This is a genomic window from Streptomyces endocoffeicus (assembly GCF_016741935.1).
GTDB lineage: Bacteria > Actinomycetota > Actinomycetes > Streptomycetales > Streptomycetaceae > Streptomyces > Streptomyces endocoffeicus.
The window spans coordinates 41,132-55,849 of record NZ_JAERRG010000033.1 but is presented as its reverse complement, the minus strand read 5'-3'; the positions used below and the strand labels follow the sequence as shown (position 1 = coordinate 55,849).

At 73.4% G+C, this 14,718-nt stretch carries 10 protein-coding genes; 6 read left to right on the top strand and 4 right to left on the bottom strand.

Features of this window, described 5'->3' with window-relative positions:
- Positions 1-89: 89 nt before the first annotated feature.
- Positions 90-2,111: a PucR family transcriptional regulator ligand-binding domain-containing protein gene (locus JK364_RS45670; protein WP_201857350.1), complete on the bottom strand. Its 2,022-nt coding sequence runs from the start codon at positions 2,109-2,111 to the stop codon at positions 90-92.
- A 323-nt stretch (positions 2,112-2,434) separates the two neighbouring features.
- Between JK364_RS45670 and JK364_RS45665 the strand changes: the two genes are divergently transcribed.
- From JK364_RS45665 to JK364_RS56130, 5 genes are all read left to right on the top strand, one after another.
- Positions 2,435-3,325 (top strand): FAD binding domain-containing protein, encoded by an 891-nt coding sequence (locus tag JK364_RS45665; protein WP_201857349.1) that lies wholly within the window; start codon positions 2,435-2,437, stop codon positions 3,323-3,325.
- Positions 3,316-3,825: a (2Fe-2S)-binding protein gene (locus JK364_RS45660; RefSeq protein WP_201857348.1), complete on the top strand. Its 510-nt coding sequence runs from the start codon at positions 3,316-3,318 to the stop codon at positions 3,823-3,825. Before JK364_RS45665 ends, JK364_RS45660 begins: the two co-directional genes overlap by 10 nt.
- A gap of 2 nt (positions 3,826-3,827) precedes the next feature.
- Positions 3,828-6,224, top strand: a complete 2,397-nt coding sequence (gene pucD / locus JK364_RS45655) for a xanthine dehydrogenase subunit D (RefSeq protein WP_201857347.1) — start codon at positions 3,828-3,830, stop codon at positions 6,222-6,224.
- A gap of 76 nt (positions 6,225-6,300) precedes the next feature.
- Complete coding sequence (locus JK364_RS45650) at positions 6,301-7,452, top strand: XdhC family protein (RefSeq protein WP_201857374.1); 1,152 nt, start codon at positions 6,301-6,303, stop codon at positions 7,450-7,452.
- A 197-nt stretch (positions 7,453-7,649) separates the two neighbouring features.
- Entirely contained in the window at positions 7,650-9,353 is a 1,704-nt protein-coding gene (locus JK364_RS56130; protein WP_307841600.1) for a glycoside hydrolase family 6 protein, read from the top strand.
- A gap of 10 nt (positions 9,354-9,363) precedes the next feature.
- Here the strand turns inward: JK364_RS56130 and JK364_RS45635 are convergent, their stop codons facing one another.
- The 3 genes from JK364_RS45635 to JK364_RS45625 all read right to left on the bottom strand — a co-directional run bounded on the left by JK364_RS45635 (position 9,364) and on the right by JK364_RS45625 (position 12,901).
- Positions 9,364-10,254, bottom strand: coding sequence for a phosphatidylinositol-specific phospholipase C (locus tag JK364_RS45635; protein ID WP_201857346.1), 891 nt, complete (start codon positions 10,252-10,254; stop codon positions 9,364-9,366).
- 163 nt (positions 10,255-10,417) lie between these two features.
- Positions 10,418-11,593, bottom strand: coding sequence for a magnesium and cobalt transport protein CorA (locus JK364_RS45630; RefSeq protein ID WP_201857345.1), 1,176 nt, complete (start codon positions 11,591-11,593; stop codon positions 10,418-10,420).
- Between the two features lie 366 nt (positions 11,594-11,959).
- Positions 11,960-12,901 carry a helix-turn-helix transcriptional regulator gene (locus JK364_RS45625; RefSeq protein ID WP_201857344.1) on the bottom strand — a complete coding sequence of 314 codons (942 nt, stop codon included), beginning with the start codon at positions 12,899-12,901 and terminating at the stop codon, positions 11,960-11,962.
- 94 nt (positions 12,902-12,995) lie between these two features.
- On the opposite strand from JK364_RS45625, the gene JK364_RS45620 reads away from it, so the two are divergent.
- Complete coding sequence (locus JK364_RS45620) at positions 12,996-14,717, top strand: AMP-binding protein (RefSeq protein ID WP_201857372.1); 1,722 nt, start codon at positions 12,996-12,998, stop codon at positions 14,715-14,717.
- Position 14,718 lies beyond the last annotated feature (1 nt).

Here is a 14,718-nt window from a genome sequence, read left to right as displayed (position 1 = left end):
CGGGCGCTTCCGCAAACGCCTCCGCGACCGCTTCCACAGGCGCTTCCGCGCGCCTCCGCAGGCGCCTCCGCGATCGCTTCCGCGCCGCCTCAGCTCATGCGCAGCGCGAGGAAGAAGTCCAGCTTGTCCTCCAGGCGCGACAGCTCGCGTCCGGTCAGCTGCTCGATCCGGCCGACCCGGTAGCGCAGCGTGTTGACGTGCAGGTGGAGCCGGGCGGCGCAGCGCGTCCAGGAGCCGTCGCAGTCCAGGAACGCCTCCAGGGTCGGGATCAGCTCGGCCCGGTGGCGCCGGTCGTACTCGCGCAGCGGATCCAGCAGCCGGGCGGTGAAGGCCCGCCGCACATCGTCCGGAACGAACGGGAGCAGCAGTACGTGCGACGCCAGCTCCTGATGTCCGGCCGCGCACACCCGCCCGGGGCGCGCGGCGGCCACGCGTCGGGCGTGCCGGGCCTCCTCCAGGGCGCCGCGCAGCCCGTCGGCGGAGTGCACGGCGGCGCTGACGCCGAGGGTCAGCCGGCCGTCGCCGTCCAGACCCCGGGAGAGCGGCTCCCGGACGGCGGCGAGCAGCGCGTCGGCCTGTACTTCCGCCGACTCCGGAGCGTCCGTGGCGCCGTCCGACGTGCCGTTGGAGAGCGCCGGGAGGGGTACGAGCGCCACCGCCTCGTCACCGGTGTGCGCCACGGCGATCCGGTCCGAGGGCTCCGGCCCGGTCGCGTACGGGTCGACCAGGATCTCCTCCAGCAGCGACTGGGCCACCCTGCCGCCGGGAACGCCGCCGGGAACGCCGCCGGGAACGCCGCCGGGAACGCCACCAGGAATGCCGCCGGGAATGCCGCCGTGGACGCCCCTGCCGTCCGGCGAGGAGCCCTCCCGCGCGCCCCGGTCCCGTCCGTCCCGGTCCCGCGCGCTCCCGTCCCACGCCGCGCCGTCTCGCGTGGCACCCTCGCCCGCCCCGCCGCCCGCGCCCTTCCGTGCGCTGCCCGGCTGCGCGCCGGCGTCCCCGCCGCCCCGCGCCCCGCCGTACGGGCCTCCCCGCGTCCCGCCGTATGCGCCCTTCCCCGCGCCGCCCGGCTGCGTCCCGCCGTCCCCGCCGCGCTCCCGCTCCGCCGTGACGCCCCACTCCACCCGGGCCACCACCACCTGCCAGTGCGGCGCCGTGCCGAGACCCGGCAGCAGCACCGGGGCGGCCACCCGCAGCCGGGCCGCGATCTCGGCGGGCGGCGCGCCCGACTGGACCAGCTCCAGTACCTCCTGGGCGAGCCTGCGCCGCACCGTGCGGGAGGCGTTCCGCCGGTCGCGCTCGACCGCGATCAGCTGGGTGACCCCGTAGAGCAGATCCAGCCGCTCCTCCGGCCATTCGTCGGCGTCCGCGCCGACCGCCAGCACCCAGTCGGACAGCACGGTCTCGCGCACGTCGTCGCCGGGGTCACCGCTGCGGACGGGGAAGAGGGAGTACGTCATGCCGTCCGCGGCGGTCAGCCGGTGCGGGCCGCGCCGCCCGTCGCGGCGGGCGGCCAGTTGCTCGCCCGCCAGCTGGGCGCGGACCGCCGCGGGCGGCTCCGCGGCCGCACCGGCGGCGGTCGGGCCCGCGATCCGGCGGCCGGTGGGGGAGAGCACCCACGCGGTCAGGTCCAGGTCCGAGCGGAGCAGGTCCAAGACCACCTCGGGGCCGCCGCCCGCGGGCCCGGACGTCATCATCCGGCGGTGCCGGTCGACGACCGCGGCCAGATCCCCGGCCCGCTCACCGGAGACCTGGCGCACCACATGCTCGGTGATCGTGGCGAACGCGACGTCCTCGACCACGGAGAACAGCGGCAGCCGATGGCGGCCACAGGCCAGCACCAGATCCTCGGGCACGGCGCCCAGCTCCGCCTCGCCCGCCGCGAGACCCGCCACCCCGGCCGCCGCGAGGATGCGGACGAACCGCTCGGAGTCCTCCGGCTCACGCCGCCAGGCGAGCCCGGTCAGCACCAGCTCGCCACCGGAGAGATAGCGGCTGGGGTCGCGCAGATCGGTGGTCATCACGCCGCGCACGGTACGGTCCAGCTCATCCTCGCCGCCGAGCAGACGCAGCCCCAGGGTGTCGTTCTCCAGCAGTGCGCGCAGCCGCATGTGATGCCAGCCGATCTTGTTCCGTGTTGCCGGTCGAATACCGCGAGGTTTCCGGTCCCCGTCGTTCGTTCGAATCTACAAGACCTGCCCCCTGGCCAGCCAATTGCTTCATGTCTTCGGTGACTGCACCATGTGGCCCACACCTCGGTCTACTGGCGTTGAGCCGTGTGCAGAGTTCCTGGAGGACGCCCCCGCGCGGGGAGCCGCGTATGGGCCCACGGGCGGGAAGCCCCCTCCCCACGACACCGACACCGACACCGACACCGATACCGATACCGACACCGATACCGACGCCGACGCCGACGATTCGAGAAGAGAGGCCCATGGACTTCCTGCGCCCCGCCGGCTGGGAGGAGGCGCTCGCCGCGAAGGCCGAGCACCCCACCGCCGTGCCCATCGCGGGCGGCACCGATGTGATGGTCGAGATCAACTTCGATCACCGGCGGCCCGAGTATCTGCTCGATCTGACCCGTGTCGCCGAACTGGCCGAGTGGGAGGCCACCGACCGTACGGTCCGGCTGGGCGCGGGCGTCCCGTACACCCGGATCATGGAGGAGCTCCGGACCGAGCTGCCGGGCCTTGCGCTCGCCGCGCACACCGTCGGCTCACCGCAGATCCGCAACCGCGGCACCGTCGGCGGCAACCTCGGCGCCGCCTCGCCCGCCGGGGACGCCCATCCGGCGCTGCTGGCGGCCGGGGCCGAGGTGGAGGCGGCGTCGGTGCGCGGCACCCGGCGGATCCCGGTCGAGGAGTTCTTCACCGGGGTCAAGCGCCACGCCCTGGAGCCCGATGAGCTGATCCGGGCGGTGCACATCCGACGAGCGGACGGACCGCAGCAGTTCTCCAAGGTCGGCACCCGCAACGCCATGGTGATCGCGGTCTGCGCCTTCGCCGTCGCGCTCCATCCGCGCACCCGCACCGTCCGCACCGGCATCGGATCGGCCGCGCCCACGCCCGTACGGGCCTGGGAGGCCGAGGAGTTCCTGGGCGCGGCGCTCGAGGAGGGCGGCTTCTGGGACAGCGGCGCGCCCCTCGACCCGTCGGCCGTCCGGCGCTTCGCCGAGCTGTGCGCCGGGGCCTGCCGCCCGATCGACGACGTACGCGGCACCGCCGCCTACCGCCGCCACGCGGTGGGGGTCATGGCGCGCCGCACGCTCGGCTGGACCTGGGAGGCCTATCGCGGGGGAGAGGGGAGGACCGCACAATGCGCGTGAACATGAGGGTCAACGGGCGGCCGTACGAGGCCGATGACGTCTGGGAGGGCGAGTCCCTGCTGTATGTGCTGCGCGAGCGGCTGGGGCTTCCCGGTTCGAAGAACGCCTGTGAGCAGGGCGAATGCGGTTCCTGCACGGTCCGTCTGGACGGGGTGCCGGTGTGCGCCTGCCTGGTGGCGGCGGGGCAGGCCGAGGGCCGCGAGGTGGTCACCGTCGAGGGACTCGCGGACCACGCCCGGCCATCCGAGCCATCCCGCCCCGGGCAGGTCGCCCCGCTGGCCCCGGTCCAGCAGGCGTTCATCGACGCGGGTGCCGTCCAGTGCGGCTTCTGCACCCCGGGACTGCTGGTGGCGGCCGATGAGTTGCTGGAGCGCGATCCCGACCCCTCCGACGCCGACATCCGCGAGGCGCTCTCCGGCAACCTCTGCCGCTGCACCGGCTACGAGAAGATCCTCGACGCGGTCCGGCTCGCGGCCGCCCGCACCGGGGAGGCGGTCTGACCATGGCAGCCGACCGCACCGCCAGTGCCCCCACGACCGTCACCCAGGCCACCGGCGCCATCCGGGGTACCGTCGGCGAGTCCACCCTGCGCCCGGACGGCACCCTCAAGGTGACCGGCGAGTTCGCGTACTCCTCGGATCTGTGGCACGAGGACATGCTGTGGGGCTTCACCCTCCGCAGCCCCTACGCCCACGCCGCGATCCGGTCCATCGACACCGCCGGGGCGCTCGCCCTGCCCGGGGTGTACGCCGTCATGACGCATGCCGACCTGCCCGCCGGGACCCACTACGGCCTGGAGATCCGCGATCAGCCCGTGCTCGCCGGGGACCGGGTCCGCTACCACGGTGAGCCCGTCGCGATCGTCGCCGCCGACCACCCCGAGACCGCCCGCCGCGCCGCCGCCCGGATCGCCGTGGAGTACGAGGAGCTGCCGCTGGTCGTGGACGAGGCCACCGCCACCGCGCCGGACGCCCCGCTGCTCCACCCCGGCCGCCGGGACCACCACGCGTCCCATGTCCCGCATCCGAACATCGTGCACCGCCAGCCCATCCGGCGCGGCGATGTCGCCGCCGCCCGCGCCCGCGCCGATGTGGTGGTCCGCCGGGACTACGAGGTGGGCATGCAGGACCAGGCGTTCCTCGGCCCGGAGTCGGGGCTCGCGGTGCCCGCCGAGGACGGCGGGGTGGACCTCTACATCGCCACCCAGTGGCTGCACGTCGACCGCGACCAGCTCGCCCCGGTCCTCGGGCTGCCCGCCGACAAGGTGCGGCTGACGCTGTCCGGCGTCGGCGGGGCGTTCGGCGCCCGCGAGGACCTGTCCATGCAGGCCCACGCCTGTCTGCTGGCGCTGAGCACCGGACGGCCCGTCAAGATCGTCTACAACCGGTACGAGTCCTTCTTCGGCCATGTCCACCGCCACCCCGCCAAGCTCACCTACGAACACGGCGCGACCCGCGACGGCACGCTGCTCTACGTCCAGTGCCGCATCGTCCTGGACGGTGGCGCGTACGCCTCCTCCTCCCCGGCGGTGGTCGGCAACGCCGCCTCCCTGTCCATCGGCCCCTACGTCGTCGAGAACGTGGACGTCGAGGCGATCGCCCTCTACTCCAACAACCCGCCCTGTGGTGCGATGCGCGGCTTCGGCGCCGTCCAGGCGTGCTTCGCCTACGAGGCGCAGATGGACGCGGTGGCGGCCGAACTCGGCCTGGACCCGGTGGAGTTCCGGCGGCGCAACGCCATGTCCCAGGGCGCCACCATGCCCACCGGGCAGCTGGTCGACTCCCCGGCCCCGGTCGCCGAGCTGCTGCGCCGCGTCAAGGCGCTGCCGATGCCGCCCGAGCGCGCCTGGGAGGCGGCGGGCGGCCCGGTGGACGTACGGGCCCTGCCGGGCGGGCTGTCCAACACCACCCACGGCGAGGCCGTGGTGCGCGGGGTGGGCTATGCGGTCGGCATCAAGAACGTCGGCTTCTCCGAGGGCTTCGACGACTACTCCACCGCCCGGATCCGGCTGGAAGTGATCGGTGGCGAGCCGGTCGCCCTGGTGCACACCGCGATGGCCGAGGTCGGCCAGGGCGGTGTCACCGTGCACGCCCAGATCGCCCGCACCGAGCTGGGCGTCGACCGGGTCACTCTCCACCCGGCCGACACCCGGGTCGGCTCGGCGGGCTCCACCTCCGCCTCCCGCCAGACGTATATGACGGGCGGCGCCGTCAAGCACGCCTGCGAGGCGGTCCGGGCGGAGGTGCTGCGGCGCGGCCGCGAGCGGTTCGGCGCCTCCCACCCCGCGTGGGCGGAGCCCGAACGTCTGCGGCTGGAGGACGGCAAGGTGGTCACCGACGGCGGCGAGGTGATCGGCGACCTCGCCGGGATCCTCGGCGACGGGGCGGTCGACCTGGAGCGGGAGTTCCGGCACCGGCCGACCGAGCCGTTCGATCGGCGCACCGGACAGGGCTTCGGCCATGTGCAGTACTCCTTCTGCGCCCATCGCGCGGTCGTCGAGGTCGACACCGAGCTGGGCCTGGTCAAGGTGGTCGAGCTGGCGGCCGCGCAGGACGTGGGCAAGGCGATCAATCCGCTGTCGGTCGTCGGGCAGATCCACGGCGGTTCGACGCAGGGGCTCGGGCTCGCCGTGATGGAGGAGATCGTCGTCTCGCCGGACGGGGCGAGGGTGCGCAACCCGTCGTTCACGGACTATCTGATCCCCACCATCCTGGACACCCCGGCCATGCCGGTGGAGGTGCTGGAGCTGGCGGACGACAACGCCCCGTACGGGCTGCGCGGCGTCGGCGAGGCGCCCACGCTCTCCTCCACCCCGGCCGTCGTCGCCGCCATCCGCGCCGCCACGGGCCTGCCCCTGAGGCGCGTGCCCGTCCGCCCGGAGCATCTGACCGGCGGCTGAGGGCAGATTTCGCGGGCCCGGCGCGTTGAGGCGAATATAGGTGGCCCGTACATGGCCGTCCGAGGAGCTGATCATCATGCTGGACATCGCCGCCGAGCTGCACCGGTGGTGCGAGGAGGGCCGGGACTTCGCCGTCGCCACCGTGGTCTCCGTGGGCGGCAGCGCACCCCGCCTGCCCGGGGCCGCGCTCGCCGTGGACGCCGAGGGCACGGCGGTCGGCAGTGTGTCCGGCGGCTGTGTCGAGGGCGCCGTGTACGAGCTGTGCCAGGAGGCGCTGCGCACCGGTGAGAGCGTGCGGGAGACCTTCGGCTACTCCGACGAGGACGCCTTCGCGGTGGGTCTGACCTGCGGCGGGGTCATCGATGTCCTGGTCAGCCCGGTTCGGGCGGCCGACCGCGAGCTGCGTCCGGTGTTCGCCGCCGCCGCGTCCGCCGCCGCCGGGGGAGGGACGACCGCGCTGGCCCGGATCGTGGACGGCCCGCCCGAGCTGCTGGGCCGCGCCCTGCTCGTCCGCCCGGACGGCGGCTGGGACGGCACCCTGGGCGGCCACCCCGAGCTGGACGGCACGGCCGCCGCGGAGGCCCGCGCCCTGCTGGACGCCGGGCGCACCGCGACCGTGGAGATCGGCGCCGAGGGGAGCCGCTGCGGGCGTCCCGTCACGCTGCTCGCCGAGTCCAGCGTGAAGCCGCCGCGCATGATCGTCTTCGGGGCGGTGGACTTCGCGAGCGCGCTGGTGCGGATCGGGAAGTTCCTGAACTACCACGTCACGGTCTGCGACGCCCGTCCGGTCTTCGCGACCGAGCTGCGCTTCCCGGACGCCGACGAGGTGGTCGTCGACTGGCCGCACCGCTATCTGGACCGGACCGAGGCGGACGGCCGCACGGTGCTGTGCGTGCTCACCCACGATCCGAAGTTCGACGTCCCGCTGCTGGAGCGGGCGCTGCGGCTGCCCGTGGCGTACGTCGGCGCCATGGGCTCCGCCCGCACCCACCGGGACCGGCTGCGGCGGCTGCGCGAGGCCGGTGTGGGCGAGCCGGAGCTGGCCCGGCTGCGCTCTCCGATCGGGCTGGACCTCGGCGCCCGTACGCCCGAGGAGACCGCGCTGTCCATCGCGGGCGAGATCGTCGCGAACCGGCGGGGCGGCAGCGGAACGCCGCTGACGGGTGCCCGGACCCCGATCCACCACGACACCCGGGCCCCCTCGGACCGGATCGGCTCGGTCGCCTGAAACACCGTCGAACGCCGTCGCCCGACATTTCGCGTACCTGAAATCGCATCAGATCACAGAAGGATCGTCTGACATAAGGCCACTCCTGAGCGGGAAAAACCCTCCGCCATCTGGCGGAGGATTCATTTGCCGGGTGCCGGTTTCTGAGTGAGAGTCAGAAACCGACCATGGTCCTGCCGCCCCCCTGGAGTGCGCACGTGCGTAAGAGACGCAAGATCCTCACTGTGTCGACGGCCGTCGTGGCCGCGGCCACCCTGCCCCTGTTGATCAGCCCCGTGGTGAGCGCGGCCGTGTCGGAGGACGACGACGAGTCCTCGCGCGTGACCCGCCTCTACGCCCCGCCCCCCGACCGGGACTCCTACCGCCAGGTCGCCCGGCTCGCCTGGCGGGGCGACTTCCGTGACTCCGCGGGGCTCCTCTCCATGGTGCGGACGCCGCACGCGGTCTGGTACGGCGACGAGACCCCGATGCAGGTCAGCCGACTGATCCGCCGGACGACGCGGAGCGCGGGCTGGCAGGAGAGGCTGCCGGTCCTCGCCCTCTACAACATCCCGGGCCGTGACTGCGGCAGCTACTCGAGCGGGGGCGCCGACGGCCTCGCCGCGTACCAGGCGTGGATCGACGCCGTCGCCGAGGCCATCGGCGACCGTAAGGTGCTGATCATCCTCGAACCCGATTCGCTGGCGCTGCTGCCCTCCGACTGCGCGGATGCCTCGAACGTCGAAGAGTCCGCGCTCGCTTCGCAGTCCGAGCAGCCCACCGCCGAGGAGCGGCCGGTCGCCGAGGAGCGGCCCGCCGTCGAGGCATCGCCCACCGAGCTGCCGCCGCTGCCCGACCCCGACGCCTCCACGGCCCCGCCCGCCGCATCGGCCGACTCCGGCACCGGTCAGGAGGCCGCGCAGTCCGCCGACCCGCAGTCCGCCGACCCGCAGTCCACGGACCCGCAGTCCGCCGACTCGGGCCCCGACGCCTCCGGGCTCCTGGGGCCCATGTTCCCGGGGGTACAGAAGCCCGCCGACCCCGAGCCCTCCGCGTCCCAGAGCCCCGACCCCGAGCCCTCCGCCGAACAGCCCACCACCCTGCCCGAGCTGCCCCCGCTGCCCACGCCCGACCCCGTGACCCCCGACCCGGTGACCCCCGACCCCGTGACGCCCGACCCCGAGGACGTGAGCGACGCCGAAGACCTGGACACCCCGGTGGTCGAGGACCCGGAGACCGCCGCCCGCTACTCCGGGATCAACTACGCGGTCGACGCCCTCAGCGCGCTCGGCAACGCGTCGGTGTACCTGGACGCGGGCCACTCCGGCTGGCACTCCGTCAGCAGCATCGTGCCCCGGCTGCTCAAGGCCGGGATCGACCGCGCCACCGGCTTCGCCCTCAATGTCTCCCACTACCAGACCGACCAGGACAGCGCCTGGTACGGCCGGCTGGTCTCCTCCTGCCTCGCCTACGCCGACGAGGGCGGGGACCCCGAGGACTGCGCCGAGCAGAGCTGGTCGCGGCGGCACGCCCGCCGCTGGCTGCGCCACCACGTACCGGACGACCTGTCCCTCATGAAGCACTACGTCACCGACACCAGCCGCAACGGCCAGGGCGCCTGGACCCCGAGGGCCGCGTCCCACCAGTACAACGACGTCCAGTCATGGTGCAACCCGCCGGGCCGGGGCCTGGGCCGCCGCCCCACCACCCGTACCGGCGAGGCGCTGCTGGACGCCGCGCTGTGGGTGAAGACGCCGGGCCAGTCGGACGGGCGGTGCCTGCGCGGCACCGACGGGCCCCTGGACCCGGTGCGCGGGACCGTCAACCCCGAGGCGGGGGAGTGGTTCCCGGAGCAGGCGCTGGAGCTGGTGCGCTACGCGGACCCGGCGGTCAACGTCTTCCGCCGGCCCCGCGGCCGCTGACGCCCCGCGGTCAGCTCGCCGGATTGTGCCGGACGAGGGCGTCGACCAGGCCGGACGCGGTGTTCGGGAAGTCCATCGGAACGATCCCGAGCCCGGTCCAGCCCTGTGCCTCGGCGCCCTCCAGGAACGATTTCACCCGCGGGTTGAGCCGGTCCGCGTTGGAGCGGGGCGGCAGCAGGGCGGCGGTGGAGACATAGTTCATGAAGAGCTTGCCGGGCTGGGCCGCCGCCTTGCGGAACTGCGCCTCGATCTTCGGGTACTTGCCGATCGGCTCCGCCATGTAGTCGTCCTGGATGTCGAAGAGCGCGCCGTCGCCGTACCGCACCCCCGGCATGTTGTCCGAGTCGGCGAGCAGCACCACCCTGCCCCGGGCCTGGCCCAGGGCGGGGAGGGTGCTGTCCAGGCGGAACAGCGAGCGCCAGCCCTTGTCGTCCAGATAGATGTCGAAGATCCGGCGGAACTCCGCGGCGCTCTCCTCCGAGTACTCCTGCTTGACCCGCATCAGCACGGTCTCCGACGGATGCGCGGAGAGGAAGGAGCGGCAGGCGCCGAGCACGTCGTCGAAGTTGAGGTTCTGGTAGAAGGCGCCGTGGTGGATCGGGAAGGCGTTCTCGAAGGCGCGGCAGCGGATGTCCAGGAAGCGGATGCCACTGGCGAGCTGGTCGGCGATGGTGGTGTTCTGACACTCCGTCCACGGACCGCCGAAGCGGGCGCCGGAGTCGTGGGTTCCGGGCAGGGTCAGCCGCTGGACCGGAGTGGCGTCGGCGATGGCAGACAGCCAGTCCTGGGCGGCGGTCGGCCGGGGCGGCGCGGCGGTGGCCGTCGCGGTGCCGCCGACGGCGGTGACCAGCCCCGCGGTGGACAGTGCGGCCGCGCCCCTGAGGAACCCTCGCCGGTCCATACGCACACTCCCGTAGCTCGCCCGCCGGTGCCGTGCCGCACGGCATCGAAGCACAAACGGCATGGAGGGGCTACGGAAAACGGCTGAATCGGCGGTTCGTCGGGGGATTCCCTAGAACCGCCGGTCCGGCCGGAGAGATGTGACCCGGAGAGGTGTGACGCCGTCAGAGCCAGTCGCGGCGCTTGAAGATGAGGTACAGGCTGACGCAGACCACCGCCATCAGCAGGATCGCGAACGGGTAGCCCAGCACCCAGTGCAGCTCGGGCATATGGGTGAAGTTCATCCCGTAGATGGTGCCGACCAGGGTGGGGGCGAACAGGATGGCCGCCCAGGCGGAGATCTTCTTGACCTCCTCGTTCTGCTCGAAGCCCGCCTCGGCCAGCGCCCGCATCTCGGCGTTCTGCTGCTGGGTCACCAGGGTGGCGTTGACCGCGAGGATGTCGGTGAGGGCGGAGCGGAAGCCGTCCACGCGCTCGCTGGTGTGGGTGACGTGGTCGGCCACGTCCCGCAGATAGCGCTGGAGCTCCTCATCGGTGCCGTACTTGTCGAAGCCCGCCATCAGCCCGTGCAACATCCCGACCAGGGGCCGGGTGGCGCGCTGGAACTCCACCATTTCGCGGGAGAGCTCATAGATGCGCCGCGACACCTCGGGATCGCCGCGGAAGACCTCGGTCTCGATCTCGTCGATGTCGTTCTGCACCCCCGCGACGACCGGGGCGTAGCCGTCCACGGCCGCGTCGAGGATCGCGTACAGCACGGCCTCGGGGCCCAGCGCCAGCAGCTCGGGGGTGGACTCCATCCGGGCCCGCACCGCCGACAGGTCCGGGGCGGCGCCGTGCCGGACGGTGACGACGAAGTCGGGGCCCACGAAGACGTGCAGCTCGCCGAAGTCCACCTCCTCGAGCGCGTCGAGATAGCGGGCGGCGCGCAGCACCACGAAGAGGGTCTCGCCGTAGCGCTCCAGCTTGGGGCGCTGATGGGCCTCCAGCGCGTCCTCGATGGCCAGCTTGTGCAGATCGAACTCCTCGGCGAGCGAGAGCAGCTCCGTCTCGCTCGGCCGGTACAGCCCGATCCACGCCATGGCGCCCGTCTCCTGGCGCAGCCGCCGGTAGGTGGCGGCGAGGGAGCCGGGGGTGCCGACCCGGCGGCCGTCCCGGTACACCGCGGCGTCCACCACACTGCGCTCGTCGACCTCGGGCGGGGCCCCGTCGGCCGCCGCGGCGGGCGGCTCGCCGCGCGGCGGGCCAGGGGCGGGGCGGGGTGTGCCATCGGCCCGGTTCGCCCCGGCGGGGCGCAGCCACCGTTTCGTGGGACGCGGGCCGCGACGGCGCTCGGACATAGAGGGTCCTCACCTTCCTGTCGCGAGCACTGACCTCAGTGCAGGATATCGCCCTATATGACCGTGGTGCGCCCTGGGGGAGCGGCGGGCTGCTTGACGTGATAGTTGCTTCAGGTCAAGCGTTTTTTCGAGGGGTACCCGGAGGGCCGCCCTGGGATCCACCGGTCCGCGGTCCGGAGGGGCCCTTGACCGCCGGGGCACCGAAGCCGCCACCGGCGCTCACCCCCGCCGACCCGGCGCCCGGCGACGGGGCCGCGCTCCCGCCTCCTGCCCCGCTGCTCAAGAGCGCCGAAGGCGCGAGACGAAAGCCGCACCCAGCCGACGGGCGAAGACCCAGCCGACCGGAGAACCTCGGCGCCCCGCGCGCTACGGCAGAAGCCCCGCCCGGCGGGCCTCGACCACCGCGTGGAGACGGGTGTGGGCCCCCAACTTCCGCATCGAGGACCGCAGATAGCTCTTGACCGTCTCCGGCCGCAACCCCAGCCGCTCCGCCGCCGCCGAATTCGTCGCCCCCGACGCCACACACGCCAGCACATCCACCTCGCGCGGCGACAGCTCCACCCCGCTCGGGCGCTCCCGCTCGCGGCCGTGGTGCCCGGACGAGGCCCTGGCCAGCCGGCCACAGGCGGTGAGTATCTCCGCCCGCAGCTGGGGGTCGGGCACCCGGTGCGCCAGGGCCCGCAGATCGCCATGGGCCTCGCGCACCTCCTCCCACACCGCCGGATCGGTCTCCTCCGTCGGCGGCGCCCACCGCGGCTGCCCCCGCAGCCGCCGCCGGCGCGCCTCGGCCAGCAGCCGCTGCGCCTCGTCCCGCGCCGCCAGCTCCTGCGCCAGTTCGTGCTCCAGCGCCCGTTCCAGTTCGCGGGCCGCCTCCACGGCCGAGCTCAGCGCCCGGTCGCCGAGCACCAGCGGCTGGCGCAGCGCGCCGTACAGCACCCCGCGCACCTGCCCGCGCACCACCACCGGCACCGCGAGCATCGAGCGCAGCCCCTCCGCGCCCACCGCCGCGTCGTATTCATGGCTGATCGCCCGCGAGGTGGGGTAGTCCGCCACCGAGATCGGCCGGGACATGGTGAGGACCTTGCCGCCCAGGCCGTTGCCGGGTGTGATGGCCAGTCCCCGCAGGGAGTTGGTCGTGGTGCCGGTGAGTTCCGAGATCCGGAACTGCCGCGCGCCCGAGAAGAGCCCGCCGAACGCGACGGGCAGTCCACCGCGCCGGCGCATCCGCTGGAGCGCGCTCTGCATGTCGACGGCCCTGCCCGAGCCCGTCCCGCCCCCGTCCGTTCCCGCCACGGCCACCTCCCACATCCAGCGCCACCCCCGTCCGGGGGTAGTGAGACTCAGATCACCCGTCGCACGATGCTAGCGAGCGGTACGCCCTTCAGGAGGACAAGTGACAGCAATGAATCCGGCCCAGGACTTCCGCGCGGCACGGGACTTCCTGCTCGGTCACCGGGAGGACTACGCGGCGGCGTACGAGGGGTTCCGCTGGCCCCGCCCGGAGCGGTTCAACTGGGCGCTGGACTGGTTCGACGGGATCGCCGGACGCACCGGCGACCGTACCGCCCTGCACATCGTCGAGGAGGACGGCGGCGAGATCCGCCTGACCTTCGAGGAGCTGCGCCGCCGCTCGGACCGGGCCGCGAACTGGCTGCGCGAGCGGGGTGTGCGGGCCGGTGACCGCATCGTCGTCATGCTCGGCAACCAGGTCGAGCTGTGGGAGACCGCGCTGGCCGCGATGAAGCTGCGCGCCGTGGTCATCCCCGCCACCCCGCTGCTCGGGCCGCTCGACCTCGCCGACCGCATCGAGCGCGGCCGGGCGCGGCATGTGATCGTGCGGGCCGGGGACACCGGCAAGTTCGCGGACGTGGCCGGGGACTACACCCGGATCGCGGTCGGCGGCGCGTCCGAGGGCTGGCTCGCCTACGAGGACGCCGGGACCGCCGCTATCACGGCGGACGGCGCGGCGGGCGCCACGGCCGACGGCGCCGGGGGCGATGAGCCCTTCACCCCCGACGGGCCGACCCTCGCCACCGACCCCCTGATGCTGTACTTCACCTCCGGCACCACCGCCCGCCCCAAGCTGGTCGAGCACACCCACATCTCGTACCCCATCGGACATCTGTCGACGATGTACTGGATCGGGGTCGAGCCGGGCGATGTCCACCTCAACATCTCCTCCCCCGGATGGGCCAAGCACGCCTGGTCCAATCTCTTCGCCCCCTGGAACGCCGAGGCCACCGTCTTCGTCCACAACTACACGCGGTTCGACGCCACCCGGCTGATGGCGGAGATGGACCGCTGCGGCATCACCACCTTCTGCGCCCCGCCCACCGTCTGGCGGATGCTCATCCAGGCCGATCTCACCCAGCTGCGCACCCCGCCCCGGGAGGCCGTCGCCGCGGGGGAGCCGCTGAACCCCGAGGTCATCGAGCATGTGCGGCGCGCCTGGGGGGTGACCATCCGGGACGGTTTCGGCCAGACCGAGACCGCCGTCCAGGTGGCCAACACCCCCGGACAGCCGCTCAAGCCGGGTTCGATGGGGCGGCCCACCCCCGGGTTCCGGGTCGTCCTGCTCGATCCGGTCACCGGCCGGCCCGGTGAGGAGGGCGAGATCTGCCTCGACCTCACCGGCTCCGAGGGCCGCCCGGTCGGCCTGATGACCGGCTACGAGGGCGATGAGGAGCGCACCGCCGAGGCCACCGCGGGCGGCTACTACCGCACCGGGGACATCGGCTCGCGTGACGCCGACGGCTACATCACCTACATCGGCCGCGCCGACGACGTCTTCAAGGCATCCGACTACAAGATCTCCCCGTTCGAGCTGGAGAGCGCGCTGCTGGAGCACGAGGCGGTGGCCGAGGCGGCCGTCGTCCCGGCCCCCGACCCGGTGCGGCTCGCCGTGCCGAAGGCGTACATCGTCCTCGCGGAGGGCTGGGAGCCCGGCCCGGACACGGCAAAGGCGCTGTTCGCGCACTCGCGGGCGGTGCTCGCACCGTACAAGCGGATCCGCCGGCTGGAGTTCGCCGACCTCCCCAAGACGGTTTCCGGGAAGATTCGCCGGATCGAGCTACGTGAACGCACGGCACAGGGCGGCGGTATCGAGTTTCATGAGGAGATCTGAT

Coding starts and splice junctions, on each gene's coding strand:
- JK364_RS45670 (WP_201857350.1), bottom strand. CDS start 2,111: ATGCGGCTGCGCGCACTGCTGGAGAACGACACCCTGGGGCTGCGTCTG.
- JK364_RS45660 (WP_201857348.1), top strand. CDS start 3,316: ATGCGCGTGAACATGAGGGTCAACGGGCGGCCGTACGAGGCCGATGAC.
- JK364_RS45630 (WP_201857345.1), bottom strand. CDS start 11,593: ATGTCCGAGCGCCGTCGCGGCCCGCGTCCCACGAAACGGTGGCTGCGC.
- JK364_RS45625 (WP_201857344.1), bottom strand. CDS start 12,901: ATGTGGGAGGTGGCCGTGGCGGGAACGGACGGGGGCGGGACGGGCTCG.
- JK364_RS45635 (WP_201857346.1), bottom strand. CDS start 10,254: ATGGACCGGCGAGGGTTCCTCAGGGGCGCGGCCGCACTGTCCACCGCG.
- JK364_RS45665 (WP_201857349.1), top strand. CDS start 2,435: ATGGACTTCCTGCGCCCCGCCGGCTGGGAGGAGGCGCTCGCCGCGAAG.
- pucD (WP_201857347.1), top strand. CDS start 3,828: ATGGCAGCCGACCGCACCGCCAGTGCCCCCACGACCGTCACCCAGGCC.
- JK364_RS45620 (WP_201857372.1), top strand. CDS start 12,996: ATGAATCCGGCCCAGGACTTCCGCGCGGCACGGGACTTCCTGCTCGGT.
- JK364_RS45650 (WP_201857374.1), top strand. CDS start 6,301: ATGCTGGACATCGCCGCCGAGCTGCACCGGTGGTGCGAGGAGGGCCGG.